Consider the following 14943-nt stretch of genomic DNA (forward strand, 5'->3'; position numbering starts at 1 on the left):
CGTACGGTCCGCGGGGGAACGCCCCGGGTCCGTCCCGTGAACACCAGACCGGCCGCTGCTGCCGGTTCGGTGTGGACCGGTGAGGGCTCCTACAGCTTCTCGATCGGGGCGATCTTGATGAGGAGCTTCTTGCGGCCCGCGGAGTCGAACGCGATCTCGGCGATGCGCTTGGCACCCTGCCCCGTCACCGCGGACACCGTGCCCTCGCCGAAGTCGACGTGCTTGATGCGGTCGCCGGCGACGAGTTCCATGTCCCCGTTGTCGCGCACCTGGCCGGACACCCGGTTCGCCCACTCGGTCTTCGGACGGGTCTTCGAGGCCGCTGCTGCCCGGTCGTACGATCCGCCGCCCCAGCCACCACCACCGCGGTAGCCACCGCCGCCGCCACCACCGTTGAAGCCACCGTCGCGCTTGGCGTTCAGGGCCCGGGGCTGCGTGCCACCGCGGCTGTTCGCCATGCCCGGCGACTGCTTCCACTCGATGAGCCCCTCGGGGATCTCCTGCAGGAAGCGCGACGGCATCGCCACGTTGACGTCGCCGAACTGCGCACGGGTCATCGCGAGCGACAGGAACAGGACCTTCTTGGCGCGGGTGATGCCGACGTAGAACAGCCGGCGCTCTTCCGACGGACCACCGGGTTCGTTGGCGGACATCCGGTGCGGGAGCAGGTCTTCCTCGACACCGGTCAGGAACACCGCGTCGTACTCCAGGCCCTTCGCGGTGTGCAGGGTCATCAGCGAGACCGTGCCCGAGGAGTCGTCGAGCTCGTCCGCCGCTGCGACCAACGAGACCTCGGTCAGGAAGTCCGACAGGGTGCCCTCGGGGTTGTTCTTCTGGAACTCACGCGTCACGGCCACGAGCTCGTCGATGTTGTCGGCTCGGGCGGCGTCCTGCGCGTCGGGCGACTTCCGCAGGTTGTCGAGCAGCCCGGAGCCGTCGAGCAGCTGCGTCAGGGTGTCGACCACCGGTTGCGTCTTCGCCTTCTCGGACACGGCGTCGAGCAGCGCCGCAAACTCCGTGATGGCGTTGCGCACCTTCGGCCCGAACCCGAGTTCACCCGCGTGCCGCAGGGCGTCGCGCATCGTGGTCTCGTGCTCGTCGGCGTAGCGCTGCAGGGTGGTCTCGGTGACCGAGCCGATGCCGCGCTTGGGCACGTTGAGGATGCGGCGCAGGGCCATCGGGTCTGCCGGGTTGGCGACCGTGATCAGGTACGCCATGGCGTCCTTGATCTCGGCGCGCTCGTAGAACTTGGTGCCGCCGAGCACCCGGTACGGGATCGCCGCGCGGATGAAGATCTCCTCCAGCGCACGGGTCTGCGAGTTGGTCCGGTAGAACACCGCCATGTCGCGGTAGTCCATGCCGTCTTCCCGCAGGCGCTGGATCTCGTCGGCGACGAACTGCGCCTCGTCGTGGCCGGTGTACCCGGTGAAGCCGACGATCTTCTCGCCGGCTCCGACGTCGGTGAACAGGCTCTTCGCCTGGCGGTCGAAGTTGTTCGCGATGACGGCGTTCGCGGCGTCGAGGATGTTCTGCGTCGACCGGTAGTTCTGCTCGAGCAGGATCGTCTTGGAGTTCGGGAAGTCCCGCTCGAACTCGACGATGTTGCGGATGTCCGCCCCGCGGAAGGCGTAGATCGACTGGTCAGAGTCACCGACCACCGTCAGGGACGCGGGCGCGATCGAGCCGTCGGTCTCGCGCATCCGGGCGACGTGCTGCCCGGAGTCCTCGAGCTTGTCGACCTGTTCGACCGGCACCGGGCGGGTGAGCTCACGGATCAGGGCGTACTGGGCGTGGTTCGTGTCCTGGTACTCGTCGACCAGGATGTACCGGAAGCGCCGCTGGTACAGGGCGGCGACGTCCGGGAAGGCGCGGAACAGGAACACCGTCTGGCCGATGAGGTCGTCGAAGTCGAACGCGTTCGCCCGGCGGAGCTCGTTCGTGTAGCGCCGGAACACCTCGGTGAACATGACTTCCTGCGGGTCGTTCACGTTGATGTTGCGCGCGTAGGTGTCGATGTCCTGCAGCTCGTTCTTGAGCTTCGAGATCTTCGACGCCGCGGCACCCACGGTCAGCCCGAGGGAGTCGGCTTCGAGCTCCTTGATGATCCGCTTCAGCAGCGCCTTGGAGTCGGCGGAGTCGTAGATCGTGAACGACTGCGGGAACCCGAACCGCTCGGCTTCGCGCCGCAGGATGCGCACGCACGCCGAGTGGAAGGTGGAGATCCACATCCCCTCGGCCTCGCCGCCCACCAGGGCCCGGACACGCTCGCGCATCTCGGCGGCGGCCTTGTTCGTGAACGTGATCGCCAGGATCTGCGACGGCCAGGCTTCGCGGTTGGCGAGCAGCAGCGCGATGCGGCGGGTGAGCACGCTCGTCTTGCCGGAACCGGCACCGGCCACGATCAGCAGGGACTCGCCGCGGTACTCGACGGCTTCCTTCTGCTGGGGGTTCAGACCCGCGGTGAACGGGTCTTGGTACGCGCGGGCACCGGCGCCCGGTTCGGGCGTCGATTCGAAGGGGTCGAGCACGATCGTCATGTCCGGAACAGTCTAGGCGGGACCCCCGACAGCGGACCGGGCGAGCACCGCCAGGTCCGTGTGGTCGGCGAACACGCCGTCGAGTCCGGTGCGGATGACCGAGGTGAACCAGCGTTCCCAGTCGCCGAAGGCCGCGACGTCCCCGCCGCGACGCAACGGCGACGGCAGGAACCGGTTCTCCGGCCGGAGGGTCCACGTGTACACCGCGAGCCCGGCGGCGTGGGCACGGTCGACGATCGCGCTGCGCACCGGCGTCGGGTCGTCGAGCGCGACGCTGTCCACGCCGGCCATCAGGGTGCCGAGGTCGACGCTGATGCCGTGGAACTCGGTCGCGAACGACGCGAGCGCGTCCTCGGAGCGCTCGGCGGCGTAGGTGGGGGCGAGCGCCCCGTGGGACGCGACCTCGTCCGCGGCGCTGCCACGGGCCTCCTGGAGGTACACGAGCCGACCACCGGTCGCCCGCTCGCGTAGGTCCCGCAGCACGCCCTTCTCGAAGCTCTCCACCGTCAGCCGCTCGTCCTGCCGCCACCCGGCCTCGCCGAGCGCGGCGTCGACGAGTTCACCCATCGGGAACCCGGCGCGGTCGAAGGACGCGGCGTGCTTGACCTCGGCGACGAGCCCGACCGGGCGGGGCGCCGCGTCGAGGATCGCGAGCAGGTCGACGAACCGCAGGATCGGCTGCGCGCCGTCGTGCTCGGCGGATCCCGGGCGCAGCGCGGGCAGGCGCTCGCGGGTGCGGAGCGTCTGCAGCTGCGCCCACGTGAAGTCCTCGGTGAACCAGCCCGTCAGCGTCTGGCCGTCGACGGTCTTCGTCGTGCGCAGGTGCCGGAACTCGGCGTGGTCGGCGACGTCCGTGGTGCCCGAGACCTCGTTCTCGTGCCGGAGCACCAGGACGCCGTCCTTCGTGGGCACCAGGTCCGGTTCGATCGCGTCGGCGCCGAGTTCGATGGCCAGGTCGTACGCGCTCCGCGAGTGCTCGGGGCGGTAGCCGGACGCGCCGCGGTGGGCGATCACGAGGGTCATGGCGCGACCCTACTTGCCCGGGATGACGAGCGGGCCACCTGTGTCGCGGGACACACTCGTCGCGCCGGGGACCGCCGTTCCCAGCGCCGACGCCGAGCATCACCGCATGACCGTCCGATCGCTCTCCACCGCCGTCGAGGCCCGGATCGACCGGGCCGCACGCCGTGTGCTCGACGCCGGGCACCGACCGCACCGACCCGTCCGCGTGTTCGTCACCGAGTTCCTGGTGTTCGGTGCCAAGCAGGCCTGGGCGTGTGCGTTCGGGGCGCTGCTGCTCGCGACGATGGCCCTGGTGCACCTGACCGTGCCGGCCCCGATGCGGAACGACGTCCTGACGACCGCGGCCGTGCTGCTGCAGGTCGGCATGCTCGTGTTCGGGCTCGAGACCGTACGGGAACTCCGGGTGGTGGTGCTGTTCCACGTCGTCGGCACCGTGATGGAGGTGTTCAAGACCCACATGGGCTCGTGGACCTACGAACCCGGAGGGCTGCTCGTCGTCGCCGGGGTGCCGCTGTTCTCGGGGTTCATGTACGGGGCCGTCGGGTCGTACATGGTCAGGGTCCACCGGCTGTTCGACCCGCGGTTCGACCGGTACCCGCGGCAGTGGCTGCTGGCGGTCGTCGCGGGCGGCGTCTACCTGAACTTCTTCGGACACCACTTCGTCGCCGACGCAAGGTACGTGCTGCTCGCGCTCGTGCTGCTGCTCTTCGCCCGCACCACCATGGACGTCCGGATCCACCGGGCGACGATGCGGATGCCCGTGCTCGTCGCGATGGGGTTGGTGGCCGTGTTCGTCTGGGCAGCCGAGAACGTCGCGACCTGGGCCGGGGCGTGGAGCTACCCGGCGCAGCTCGCCGCCTGGCACCCGGTGGCCCCGACGAAGATCGTTGCGTGGTTCCTGCTCATGACGATCTCGGTCGCACTCGTGACCTGGTTGCACCCGGCGTCGCCCTCGGGCTCCCCGCGCTCGACGGCGGACTCTCGACGTCTTCGAGGCGCGCGTGCAGCGGGCGACCCTAGGCTTCCCTCGTCGGGGCCCACTGGGCCCGCGTCCGCTCGCCGCGAATCCTCAGCCTTCCGCGACCGAGCGCACCTAGGCTGAGAGGACTCGAATCTCCTAGGAAGAGGACACCATGGCCTTCAAGCCCGGTTTCGACCAGTCCCCCGCCTTCAACGCACAGGGGGCAAACACCTGGGGCGGGCGCGGTGCTGGTCAGCAGCAGGCCGGCTGGGGACAGACCCCGCAGCAGGCACAGGGCGGCATGACCCCCGAGCAGCTGCAGTACATGTACGACCGCCCGACTGCGTCCCCGGTGGACACCGACCGCATGTCGTACGAAGACACCATCGTCAAGACGCTGCTCGCGTTCGGCGTGCTCGTCGTCGGCGCGGTGGCCGGTTGGAACCTGCCGCCGGCCGTCTGGGTCGTCGGCGCGCTCGTCGGGTTCGTCCTGGCGCTCGTCAACACCTTCAAGAAGAAGCCGTCGCCGGGTCTGATCCTGACGTACGCGTTCTTCGAGGGGCTGTTCGTCGGCGGTATCTCGAACTACTTCCAGACCGCGTTCCCCGAAGCTGACGGCATCGTCGCGCAGGCGGTGTTCGGCACGCTCGGTGTGTTCTTCGTCACCCTGCTGCTGTTCCGCTCCGGCAAGGTCCGCGCGACCCCGAAGGCCACGCGCTTCTTCCTGATCGCGATGGTCGGGTACATGGCGTTCTCGCTCGTCAACCTGGTCCTGATGTGGACCGGCGTGACGCAGAGCGCGTTCGGCCTGATGGGCGTGACGCTCTTCGGCATCCCGCTCGGTGTGCTCATCGGCATCTTCGTGGTCGTCATGGCGGCGTACTCGCTGATCCTCGACTTCGACCAGATCAAGACCGGTGTCGAGCGCGGCGCACCCCGCATCTACGCCTGGACCGCAGCGTTCGGCCTGATCGTGACGCTCGTCTGGCTGTACCTCGAGATCCTGCGCATCCTCGCCATCATCGCGAGCAGCTCGCGCAACTAGCACCACCGCACGACGAAGGGCCCCGGCGCTGCCGGGGCCCTTCGTCGTCCCCGGGCCGGTGGTCGGCGACAGCCGGGGCCGGTGGCGGGAGGCGGCGGTGGCGGTGGCGGGAGGCAGTGGCGGTGGCGGTGGCGGCGGCGGTCCCGGGTGGTCACAACACCCCGCCGGTCACCCGCCGAGTGGTCACGAAGCGTCGCCCGAGCCGGGGCCAGTCGACACTTCGTGACCGCTCGGCACCGGGCCCGCGGGGTGTTGTGACCACTCGACGACCCCGGCAGCACCCACGCCCACCGCTCCGGCAGCGCCCCCGGACGCACGAAGGCCCGGCACGCGTGACGCGTGCCGGGCCTTCCGTCGCTCAGGGGAGCCCTACTCCCACTCGATCGTCCCCGGCGGCTTCGACGTGACGTCGAGCACGACCCGGTTGACGTCGGGCACCTCGTTCGTGATGCGGTTCGAGATCTTCGCCAGGGTGTCGTACGGCAGACGCGTCCAGTCGGCGGTCATGGCGTCCTCGGACGAGACCGGACGGAGCACGATCGGGTGGCCGTAGGTCCGGCCGTCGCCCTGCACGCCCACGGAGCGGACGTCGGCGAGCAGCACGACCGGGCACTGCCAGATCTCCTCGTCGAGGCCGGCCGCGGTGAGTTCTTCGCGGGCGATCTTGTCGGCCGCGCGGAGCAGTTCGAGCCGGTCCTTCGTGACCTCGCCGACGATGCGGATGCCGAGGCCGGGCCCGGGGAACGGCTGGCGACCGACGATGACCTCGGGCAGGCCGAGCTCGCGACCGACGGCACGGACCTCGTCCTTGAACAGGGTGCGCAGCGGCTCGACGAGCTCGAACGTCATGTCCTCGGGCAGGCCGCCGACGTTGTGGTGCGACTTGATGTTCGCGGTGCCCGCTCCGCCGCCGGACTCGACGACGTCCGGGTAGAGCGTGCCCTGCACGAGGAACTTGACCTCGGCATCGGAGTCGGACGCCTGGGCCTCGAGCACGAGCGCCTCGGCTGCGCCTTCGAACGTGCGGATGAACTCGCGCCCGATGATCTTGCGCTTCTGCTCCGGATCGCTGACACCGGCGAGGGCGTCGAGGAACTGCTGCTCGGCGTCGATCGTGATGAGCCGGACACCGGTGGAGGCGACGTAGTCCTCTTCCACCTGCTTGCGCTCGTCGGCACGCAGGAGCCCGTGGTCGACGAAGACGCAGGTGAGCTGGTCACCGACGGCCTTGTGCACCAGGGCTGCGGCGACGGCGGAGTCGACACCACCGGACAGTCCGGCGATGACCCGCGCGGAGCCGACCTGCTCACGGATGCGGGCGACCTGCTCCTCGATGACGTTGCTGGAGTTCCAGTCGCCCGGCAGGCCCGCGGCACGGTGCAGGAAGTTCTCGAGCACGGCCTGGCCGTACACGGAGTGCTTCACCTCGGGGTGCCACTGCACGCCGTAGAGCTTGCGCTCGTCGGACGCGAACGCTGCGACGGGCGTGGATGCGCTCGAGGCGAGCACCTCGAAGCCGGCCGGGGCCTTCGCCACGGAGTCGCCGTGCGACATCCACGTCACCTGGTCTGCCGGTTGGTCGCCGAGCAGGGTGCTGGTGCCGGGCGCGAGCGTCACGTCGGTGGCGCCGTACTCGCGCAGACCGGTGTTCGCGACCTCGCCACCGAGGGCGGTCGCCATGGCCTGGAAGCCGTAGCAGATGCCGAGCACGGGGACGCCGAGGTCGAGGATGTCACCGTCGAGCGACGGCGCACCTGCTTCGTAGACGGACGACGGACCGCCGGACAGCACGATGGCCGCCGGGTCCTTGGCGCGGATCTCGTCCGCGGTGATGGAGTGCGGCACGATCTCGCTGTAGACGTTCGCTTCTCGGACCCGACGCGCGATGAGCTGCGCGTACTGGGCCCCGAAGTCGACGACGAGGACGGGACGCTGTTCGGTCTCGCTCACCGAGCGGCCTCCTTCTCACGCTGCTGGGCAGCGATCAGCTCGTGGTAGGTGTCCATGGCCTTCTGCTGCATACGGTGTTCGACCACGAAGGACATGAACGGGATGATGCCCCCGAGGGCGATGAGCAGGAAGCGCGACGGCCTCCAGCGCATGATGCTCCACAGACGGAAGTCCGTGAAGAGGTAGAGCACGTACAGCCAGCCGTGGGCGATGAGGATCGCGATCGACAGGTTGAACGTGCCCGGGGTCTCGCCCGCCGTGCCGTTGGGCACGAAGAACGGGCCGTTGCCGAGCTGCATCTCGAGCTGCAGCGGCGTGTACTTGATGATGACCTCGACCACCAGGGCGAGCAGCAGCACACCGGTGATGTACGCCGAGACGCGGTACCACTTCACCGCCCCCGGGATCTTGGGGATGTCACGGGTTCGGACGGTCAGGGCCATGCCGGCAATCCTACCGTCGGAGCGCGTCGGCTTCGGTGGCGAGCAGTGCCTCGCGCTCCTCTTCCTGCTCGCGCTCCCAGGCGTCCTTGACGAACCGGTACCAGAGGAACACGGCGAAGCCGGCGAAGACGACCCACTCGATCGCGTAGAACAGGTTGAGCCAGTCGAACTGGACCTCGCGCGACGGTGCACGGTCGGCGATGGTGCCGAGGTCGGCGGCCTTCGCGGTGGTGCCGTCGGCGACGACGTACCCCAGGTACATGCGGTCGTCGAAGGCCTGCCAGGTGTTCACGAACCGTGCGGGCGCGACGGCCGAGTACTCGGCCTTCTTGTAGGCGTCCTGGTCCGGGGACTCGGCCGGGTAGTACCGGCCCTGGATCGTGAGCGTCTGGCCGTCCGCCAGGCGCTCGCCCCCGGCGACGGCGGCCGACCGCTGGTCGGACCACCCGATGACGACCGGGAGGCTCGCCCCACCATCCGAGTCCACCAGGTGCCCGACGGTCTGGTACTTCCCACCCCCGGTGCGGCCGGTCAGCACGGTGGTGTCGTCGGCGACGAAGGTCCCCGTGACGGTCACCTTCTGCCCGGCGAGGCTCTCGCTGACGGGGCGTTCGGGGGTCGTGACCGCCTCGAGCGTGCGGCGGGTCTCGGTGGTCGCCGGCAGGGGCTTGCCGTTGGCGATGGACCGCTCGAGCTGCCACTTGCCCAGCCCGGCGAACACCGCCGCCAGCACGAGCGCCAGCAACAGCAGCGCGATCCACCTCGGTCGTCGGGCAACGGCCCACATCTGTATCAGTACTCCGGATCGCGCTGTCGGACCGGGCGTTGGGGGCGCTCGGCGGGGATCTCGACCGGCGACGTCACGGGTGCGGACGTCGGCTCGGGCCCCTCATTGTCTCGCTCGTCCCTGCCAGCGGCCTCCACGAGGGCGAACTCCTCGGCGAACTGGCGATCCCGCTCGGCCTTCCGTGCCACGGCGGTGGCGTCCGCCTCGGCCTCGGCTGCTTCGGCGCTCTCGGCGGCGGCTGCCGCGGCGACGGCACGTCGGCCGCCCAGGCGTCCGCGCAGGCGGATGAGCCGGCCCGGGCGCACCACGAGGCGGCCGATCCGGTCCGAGTTCACCGCGAGCAGCGGCCCGAGGACCGCCATGCAGAGGACGTAGAGGCCCGCGAAGGCGGTGATCCGCGCCTCCAGCCCGGCGGCAGCCGACAGCGTCGCGAGGATCAGCGCGAACTCGCCGCGGTTCACCAGGATGACGGCGGTGTTGATGCCCTGCTGGACGTTGAAGCCGTTCATCCGCGCGACGATCTGGCCGGCGACCGCGTTGAGCACGATGGTCATCCCGATGGCGCCGAGGACGGGCCAGAGCACCTCGCCGAAGGTCGACAGGTCGAGACCGAGCCCGAAGTTCACGAAGAAGAACGCCGCGAAGACGTCGCGCATCGGCAGGGCGAGCTGTTCGATGCGGTCGCGGTACCGGGTCGCTCCGCAGAGCAGGCCGATGACGAAGGCGCCGATGGCGTCGGTCACACCGAGCAGGTCGCCGATGCCGCCGAACATGACCGCGAGTCCGAAGAACAGCACGGTGAACAGCTCGTCGTCGCGCGTGGCGAAGATCTTCGAGACCCACTTGCCCGCGAAGCGCGCGAGCGTGAACATCACGATCAGGAACCCGAACGCCAGGGCCAGCTTGCCGACGACGGCCCAGAGGTTGGTGTCGCCGGACAGCACGACGGAGACGATCGCCAGGTACACGGCGATGAAGACGTCCTCGATGACGGTGACGCCGAGGATCATCGGGGTCTCGTCGTTCGCCAGACGGCGGAGTTCGATGAGGAGCTTCGTCACGATGGCGCTCGACGACGTCGCCGTCATGCCCGCGATGATCAGGGCTTCACGGGTGCCCCAGCCGAGCGAGAACCCGAAGGCGAACCCCACGCCCATGTTGATGACGACGTAGGTGCCGCCCGACACCAGGAGCTTGCCGGCGTTGCCGTAGAACTCCTCTTGGTCGAACTCGAGCCCGAGGTTGAACAGCAGCAGGATGAGCCCGAACGTCGCGATGAGTTCGATCGTGTGGGACTCGACGCTCAGCCCGAACCACGGCGTGTTCGGGCTCGCGACGAGCCCGACCACCATGTAGATCGGGATGGCTGGCAGACCGATGGTCTTGCCGAGTCGGCCCAGGACGTAGGCGATGACGAAGAGCACACCGATGGTGAGCAGCTCACCACCCAGGTGCATGCGCTAGCTCTTCCGCGGGGCCTCGGCCGAGGCGGCCGCAAGCTCTCCGCTGCGGTAGAAGGAGAACGCCTTGGCGACCTTCTCGGGGGATCCGGCGACGACGATGGTGTCACCGGGGAAGACGACGAAGTCGGACGAGGGCGCCGGGTTGGCGCTGTCGCCACGGACCACGGCGACGACGGTCAGGCCGATGAAGCCCGAGTCGTGCAGGTCACCGAGGGGCTTGCCCGCGATGGCGTCGTCGTAGTCCACCGAGAACCAGTCGATGGACAGCCCGGGGATCTCGTCGAGCTTGTCGAGGCCCTCGGTGATCCGGGTGCCGCCGAGCAGTTCGGCGAGGGTGTGCGCTTCGTCTTCGCTGAGACGGAGCGAGACCTTCTCGGACTTGTCCGCGCCGTCGGAGACGTCGGCGAACGAGATGAGGTCGGAGTGCCCCGACCGGTGCGTGATGACACCGCACTTGCCACCGTCGTCGGTGTAGAAGCTGTGCAGCACGCCGACTCCGGGGAGTTTGACGCGATGGACGTCGACCATGATGGCTCCCTCTTCGAGTACCCCGATGATAACCACCCGGTGACCCCGCGCATTCCGCGCACTACTGTTCTGTGGATGGGGAGAACACGGATCGTCGTGGCCGTCGTCGGGGTGCTGGTCGTCGCGCTGTACGCGGCACTGCTGGCGCTGAACGCACTGGTGCTGGACCCGCTCGCCGCGGTCCCCGGTGCGAGCCTGGCCGAGATCCACGCCGAGCTCTCGGAGCAGGGGTTCTCGGTCGGGGCGGACATCGCGACCGTCGTGGGGATCGCCGTCGTCGGCGTCCTGTTCGCCGCGGGACTGTCGGTGCTGCTGCTCATCACCCGGGCGAGGGCGCACGTCATCGCGGCGGTGCTGCTCGCGGTCGTCGTGATGGGGACGCCGATGTCGTTCGTGGCGGCGTTCGCCCTGCAGATGGACGTCGCAGATGCCTACGGGGTCGGCGGCGGTGCCCACACGATCTGGTCGGGCGCCCTGTACGTGACGAGCCTCGTCGCGCTGATCGGGATCCCGGTGGCGCTCGTGGTCGGCCAGGCGGTGCACGTGCGCCGCGCGGCCCTGCGGGCGCGAGCCGTCTGACGGACGCACCACGGGCCTCCAGTCCGGTCGTCCGTCCTGGAGGCGCGGGTGGACTCCGCAAGACGCCGTCGTCTCGTCGAGACGCCTCGTCCACCGCGAGACGCCGCCATGTTCGGCGGCGTCTCGGCGACCAGACGGCGTCGACCCGAGACGACGGCGTCTTACGCAACCCGCAGACGCCGGCGTCTCGGTGACACGACGGCGTCTGCGGGCCTCCTCACTCCGGCTCGCTCGTCTTCTCGCCGATGACCTGCTCGTCGGACGCCTTCGCGCCCTCCGCGCCGTCCGAACGGCCGCCACCCACGACCACGTCGTCCTCGTCGAAGCCGAACGCGATGTCCGGGGCCTCGAGCCGCACGCGGTCCGCGCTCTCGTCGTCGGGCTGCAGCTGCGACTCCCGTTCTGCGGCGACGCGCTTCAGGTAGTTCGCGACCTCGTGCTCGGTCGTCTCCTGGTCCCACCCGAGCACGTCCGCCATGAGCTTCGCGGCGACGGGCGCCGCTGACTCGCCGCGGTCCCAGGCCTCGATGGAGATGCGGGTGCGGCGGGCAAGGACGTCCTCCAGGTGCAGGGCGCCCTCGTGCGAGGCGGCGTACACGACCTCGGCGCCGATGTAGTCGTCGGCCCCGGGTAGGGGTTCGGCCAGCGCGGGGTCCTGCTCGACGAGCTGCAGCACCTCGGTCGCGAGGGTGCCGTACCGGTTGAGCAGGTGCTCGATCCGGACCTTGTGCACGTTGCAGCTCCGTGCGGTGCGGGCGCGTCGGTTCCACGCGGCCGGGTAGCCCTCCGCGCCGAGGAGCGGGATGTCCTCGGTCGTCGACTCCGGGATCCTGCCGTCCATGGCAGCGACGGCCTCGTCGATCGCGTCCTTGCCCATCACGCGGTACGTCGTCCACTTGCCGCCGGCGACGACGACGAGCCCGGGCACGGTGTGCGCGACGACGTGTTCGCGGCTGAGCTTCGACGTCTGGTCGGACTCCCCCGCCAGCAGCGGGCGGAGGCCGGCGTAGACGCCCTCGACGTCCTCGCGGGTCAGCGGGACGGCGAGCACCTTGTTGACGTGCTCGAGGATGTAGTCGATGTCCGCCGCGGTCGCCGCCGGGTGCGCCTTGTCGAGGTACCAGTCGGTGTCGGTCGTGCCGACCAGCCAGTGCCGGCCCCACGGGATGACGAACAGGACGCTCTTCTCGGTGCGCAGGATCATGCCCGTGTTCGACGGGAACCGGTCGCGCGGGATGACGAGGTGCACGCCCTTCGACGCCCGCACCTTGAACTGCCCGCGGGTGCCGATCATCGCCTGGGTGTCGTCGGTCCAGACACCGGTGGCGTTGACGACCTGCTTCGCGCGGATCTCGAACCGCTCACCGGTCTGGATGTCGTGGGCCTGCGCGCCGACCACGCGCTCTCCGACCTTGATGAACCCCTCGATGCGGACGCGGCTCGCAGCCTCGGCACCGTACGAGGCCGCGGTGCGCACGAGCGACGCGACGTAGCGCGCGTCGTCGACCTGGGCGTCGTAGTACGTCATGCCGCCGACGAAGGCGTCCTTCTTGAGCCCGGGCATGTTCCTGAGCACCTGCTTCCGGTTGAGGTGCCGGTGGTGCGGGACACCGGGCGGACGGCCGCCGGACCAGCTGAACACGTCGTACATCGCCATGCCGATGCCGATGTAGAAGCGCTCCCAGACCCGGTGGTTGAGCGGGTAGAGGAAGCGCACGGGCTTCACCAGGTGCGGGGCGATGCGCTGCAGCAGCAGCCCGCGTTCGATGAGGGCTTCGCGGACGAGTGCGAAGTTGAGCTGCTCGAGGTACCGGATGCCGCCGTGCACGAGCTTCGACGAACGGCTCGACGTCCCCGAGCCCCAGTCACGGGCCTCGACGATGCCGACGCTCAGGCCGCGGGTCACGGCGTCGAGCGCACTGCCCGCACCGACGATGCCGCCGCCGACGACCAGGACGTCGAGTTCCTTGGTCTTCAGCGTCTCGATCGCGGCCGCACGTTCGTCCGGTCCGAGCTTCGCCGTGGGGTCGAACCCCACGCCGGGCGCGACGTCACGCGGACGTCCGGCCGTGCTGGTCTGCTTCGTCGTGCTGGACTTCGCCATCGTCGCCTCCGGGTCACGGTCGGCGCCGAGGCGTCACCCGGAGCAGTGTCCGGGTGCCACCGTCACTGGTGGTACGGCGCCACGACCACTTCTACTCGCTGGAACTCCTTGGCGTCGGAGTATCCGGTCGTCGCCATCGAGCGGCGCAGGGCACCGACCAGGTTGGCGCGGCCGTCGTGGGTCGGCGTCGGGCCGTTCAGGACGTTCTCGAGCGGGGCGATAGTGCCCACCTCGACCCGGCGGCCACGCGGCAGCTCGGGGTGGTGCGCCTCGGCACCCCAGTGGTAGCCGCCACCCGGGGCCTCGGTCGCACGGGCCAGCGCGGTGCCGAGCATGACGGCGTCGGCGCCGACGGCGATGGCCTTGACGATGTCGCCCGCGGTGTCGAGCCCGCCGTCGGCGATGACGTGCACGTAGCGGCCGCCCGACTCGTCGAGGTAGTCGCGACGGGCACCTGCGACGTCCGCGACGGCGGTGGCCATCGGGGCGTGGATGCCGAGTGCGGCACGGGTGGTCGACGCTGCGCCGCCACCGAAGCCGACGAGCACACCGGCGGCACCGGTGCGCATGAGGTGCAGCGCCGACGTGTAGGTCGAGGCGCCGCCCACGATCACCGGGACGTCCAGCTCGTAGATGAACTTCTTGAGGTTGAGGGGTTCCTCGGTCTGGGAGACGTGCTCCGCCGAGACCGTGGTGCCGCGGATGACGAACAGGTCGACACCGGCGTCGACGACCGTCTTCGAGAACTCCTGGGTGCACTGCGGGCTGAGCGAACCGGCGACCGGCACCCCGGCTGCGCGGATCTCGGCCAGGCGGGCGGTGATCAGCTCGGCCTTGATCGGCTCGGAGTAGATCTCCTGCATGCGCTTCGTGACGTTGCCGTCGGTGAGCGACTTGATCTCGTCGTAGTACGGGGTCGGGTCCTCGTAGCGGGTCCACAGGCCTTCGAGGTCGAGCACGCCCAGGATGCCGAGGTTGCCCATCTGGATGACCGTCGCGGGCGAGGACACGGAGTCCATCGGTGCCGACAGGATCGGCGACTCGAACGTGAACGCGTCGATCGACCACTGCACGCTGACGTCGCGCGGGTCACGCGTCCGCCTGGAGGGGACCACCGCGATGTCGTCGAACGCGTACGCCCGACGTCCGCGCTTGCCTGCACCGATCTCGACTTCGCTCACCAGGACAGCCTACCGGGCGGGCTCTGCGGCGTGCACGGGCCGGACGGTGCGGACGACGGGCAACCTCTCGCACCGTGCAGCCGTCACGGCGGAGCCGTCAGCGCGGGCGGCGCGGGGCTCGTCGGCGTTTGCGGAGCACCCGCAGCACGAAGCCGAGCAGGAGCGCGAGCACCACGAGGACGACGAGGAGCACCGCCGCGACCTTGACGAGCAGCGCCGCACCGACGAACAGCGCGATGAAGACCACCCACACCAGGGCGTCCATCGCGCTCACCGACAGTCTCTGCACGTGCGGAACGATACCGACCCGCGCGGGGCGAGCAGCGCCTCCTGGCCGGGTGC

The 14943-nt window shown here is 69.7% G+C and carries 13 protein-coding genes; 3 read left to right on the forward strand and 10 right to left on the reverse strand.

The window, feature by feature from the left end; translation table 11 throughout:
• Positions 1-89 precede the first annotated feature (89 nt).
• Together BOSE127_RS02165 and BOSE127_RS02170 are read right to left on the reverse strand one after the other, a co-directional pair.
• A complete protein-coding gene (locus BOSE127_RS02165; RefSeq protein WP_159556110.1) occupies positions 90-2537 on the reverse strand; it encodes an ATP-dependent helicase in 2448 nt (815 codons plus the stop codon).
• A 12-nt stretch (positions 2538-2549) separates the two neighbouring features.
• Entirely contained in the window at positions 2550-3560 is a 1011-nt protein-coding gene (locus BOSE127_RS02170; protein ID WP_042539763.1) for a glycerophosphodiester phosphodiesterase family protein, read from the reverse strand.
• 106 nt (positions 3561-3666) lie between these two features.
• Here BOSE127_RS02170 and BOSE127_RS02175 point away from each other — a divergent pair, with 106 nt between their 5' ends.
• Both BOSE127_RS02175 and BOSE127_RS02180 read left to right on the forward strand, forming a co-directional pair.
• The gene (locus tag BOSE127_RS02175) at positions 3667-4662 is read left to right on the forward strand and encodes a DUF817 domain-containing protein (RefSeq protein ID WP_159556111.1); all 996 of its coding nucleotides are present in this window, start codon (positions 3667-3669) and stop codon (positions 4660-4662) included.
• A 31-nt stretch (positions 4663-4693) separates the two neighbouring features.
• Positions 4694-5566 (forward strand): Bax inhibitor-1/YccA family protein, encoded by an 873-nt coding sequence (locus BOSE127_RS02180; protein ID WP_017885465.1) that lies wholly within the window; start codon positions 4694-4696, stop codon positions 5564-5566.
• Between the two features lie 369 nt (positions 5567-5935).
• On the opposite strand, the gene guaA is transcribed toward BOSE127_RS02180, so the two are convergent.
• The 5 genes from guaA to BOSE127_RS02205 are packed head-to-tail and all read right to left on the reverse strand — an operon-like array spanning position 5936 to position 10737.
• Positions 5936-7516, reverse strand: a complete 1581-nt coding sequence (gene guaA / locus BOSE127_RS02185; RefSeq protein ID WP_042539757.1) for a glutamine-hydrolyzing GMP synthase — start codon at positions 7514-7516, stop codon at positions 5936-5938.
• Positions 7513-7959: a DUF3817 domain-containing protein gene (locus BOSE127_RS02190; protein WP_042539755.1), complete on the reverse strand. Its 447-nt coding sequence runs from the start codon at positions 7957-7959 to the stop codon at positions 7513-7515. The genes guaA and BOSE127_RS02190 overlap by 4 nt, the downstream gene beginning before the upstream one ends.
• Before the next feature lie 10 nt (positions 7960-7969).
• On the reverse strand, positions 7970-8704 hold the full coding sequence (locus tag BOSE127_RS02195) for an SURF1 family cytochrome oxidase biogenesis protein (RefSeq protein WP_236559481.1): 735 nt from the start codon (positions 8702-8704) through the stop codon (positions 7970-7972).
• A gap of 47 nt (positions 8705-8751) precedes the next feature.
• Complete coding sequence (locus BOSE127_RS02200) at positions 8752-10203, reverse strand: cation:proton antiporter (RefSeq protein WP_159556113.1); 1452 nt, start codon at positions 10201-10203, stop codon at positions 8752-8754.
• A 3-nt stretch (positions 10204-10206) separates the two neighbouring features.
• The gene (locus BOSE127_RS02205; protein ID WP_017885470.1) at positions 10207-10737 is read right to left on the reverse strand and encodes a cation:proton antiporter regulatory subunit; all 531 of its coding nucleotides are present in this window, start codon (positions 10735-10737) and stop codon (positions 10207-10209) included.
• Positions 10738-10812: 75 nt separating this feature from the next.
• Between BOSE127_RS02205 and BOSE127_RS02210 the strand changes: the two genes are divergently transcribed.
• A complete protein-coding gene (locus tag BOSE127_RS02210; RefSeq protein WP_159556114.1) occupies positions 10813-11316 on the forward strand; it encodes a hypothetical protein in 504 nt (167 codons plus the stop codon).
• Between the two features lie 217 nt (positions 11317-11533).
• Here the strand turns inward: BOSE127_RS02210 and BOSE127_RS02215 are convergent, their stop codons facing one another.
• From BOSE127_RS02215 to BOSE127_RS02225, 3 genes are all read right to left on the reverse strand, one after another.
• Complete coding sequence (locus BOSE127_RS02215; RefSeq protein WP_159556115.1) at positions 11534-13420, reverse strand: glycerol-3-phosphate dehydrogenase/oxidase; 1887 nt, start codon at positions 13418-13420, stop codon at positions 11534-11536.
• 62 nt (positions 13421-13482) lie between these two features.
• Positions 13483-14601 carry a GuaB3 family IMP dehydrogenase-related protein gene (locus BOSE127_RS02220; RefSeq protein WP_159556116.1) on the reverse strand — a complete coding sequence of 373 codons (1119 nt, stop codon included), beginning with the start codon at positions 14599-14601 and terminating at the stop codon, positions 13483-13485.
• 97 nt (positions 14602-14698) lie between these two features.
• Positions 14699-14890: a hypothetical protein gene (locus BOSE127_RS02225; RefSeq protein ID WP_139179596.1), complete on the reverse strand. Its 192-nt coding sequence runs from the start codon at positions 14888-14890 to the stop codon at positions 14699-14701.
• Between the last annotated feature and the right edge of the window lie 53 nt (positions 14891-14943).

The organism is Curtobacterium sp. 8I-2, from assembly GCF_902506155.1.
GTDB lineage: Bacteria > Actinomycetota > Actinomycetes > Actinomycetales > Microbacteriaceae > Curtobacterium > Curtobacterium poinsettiae.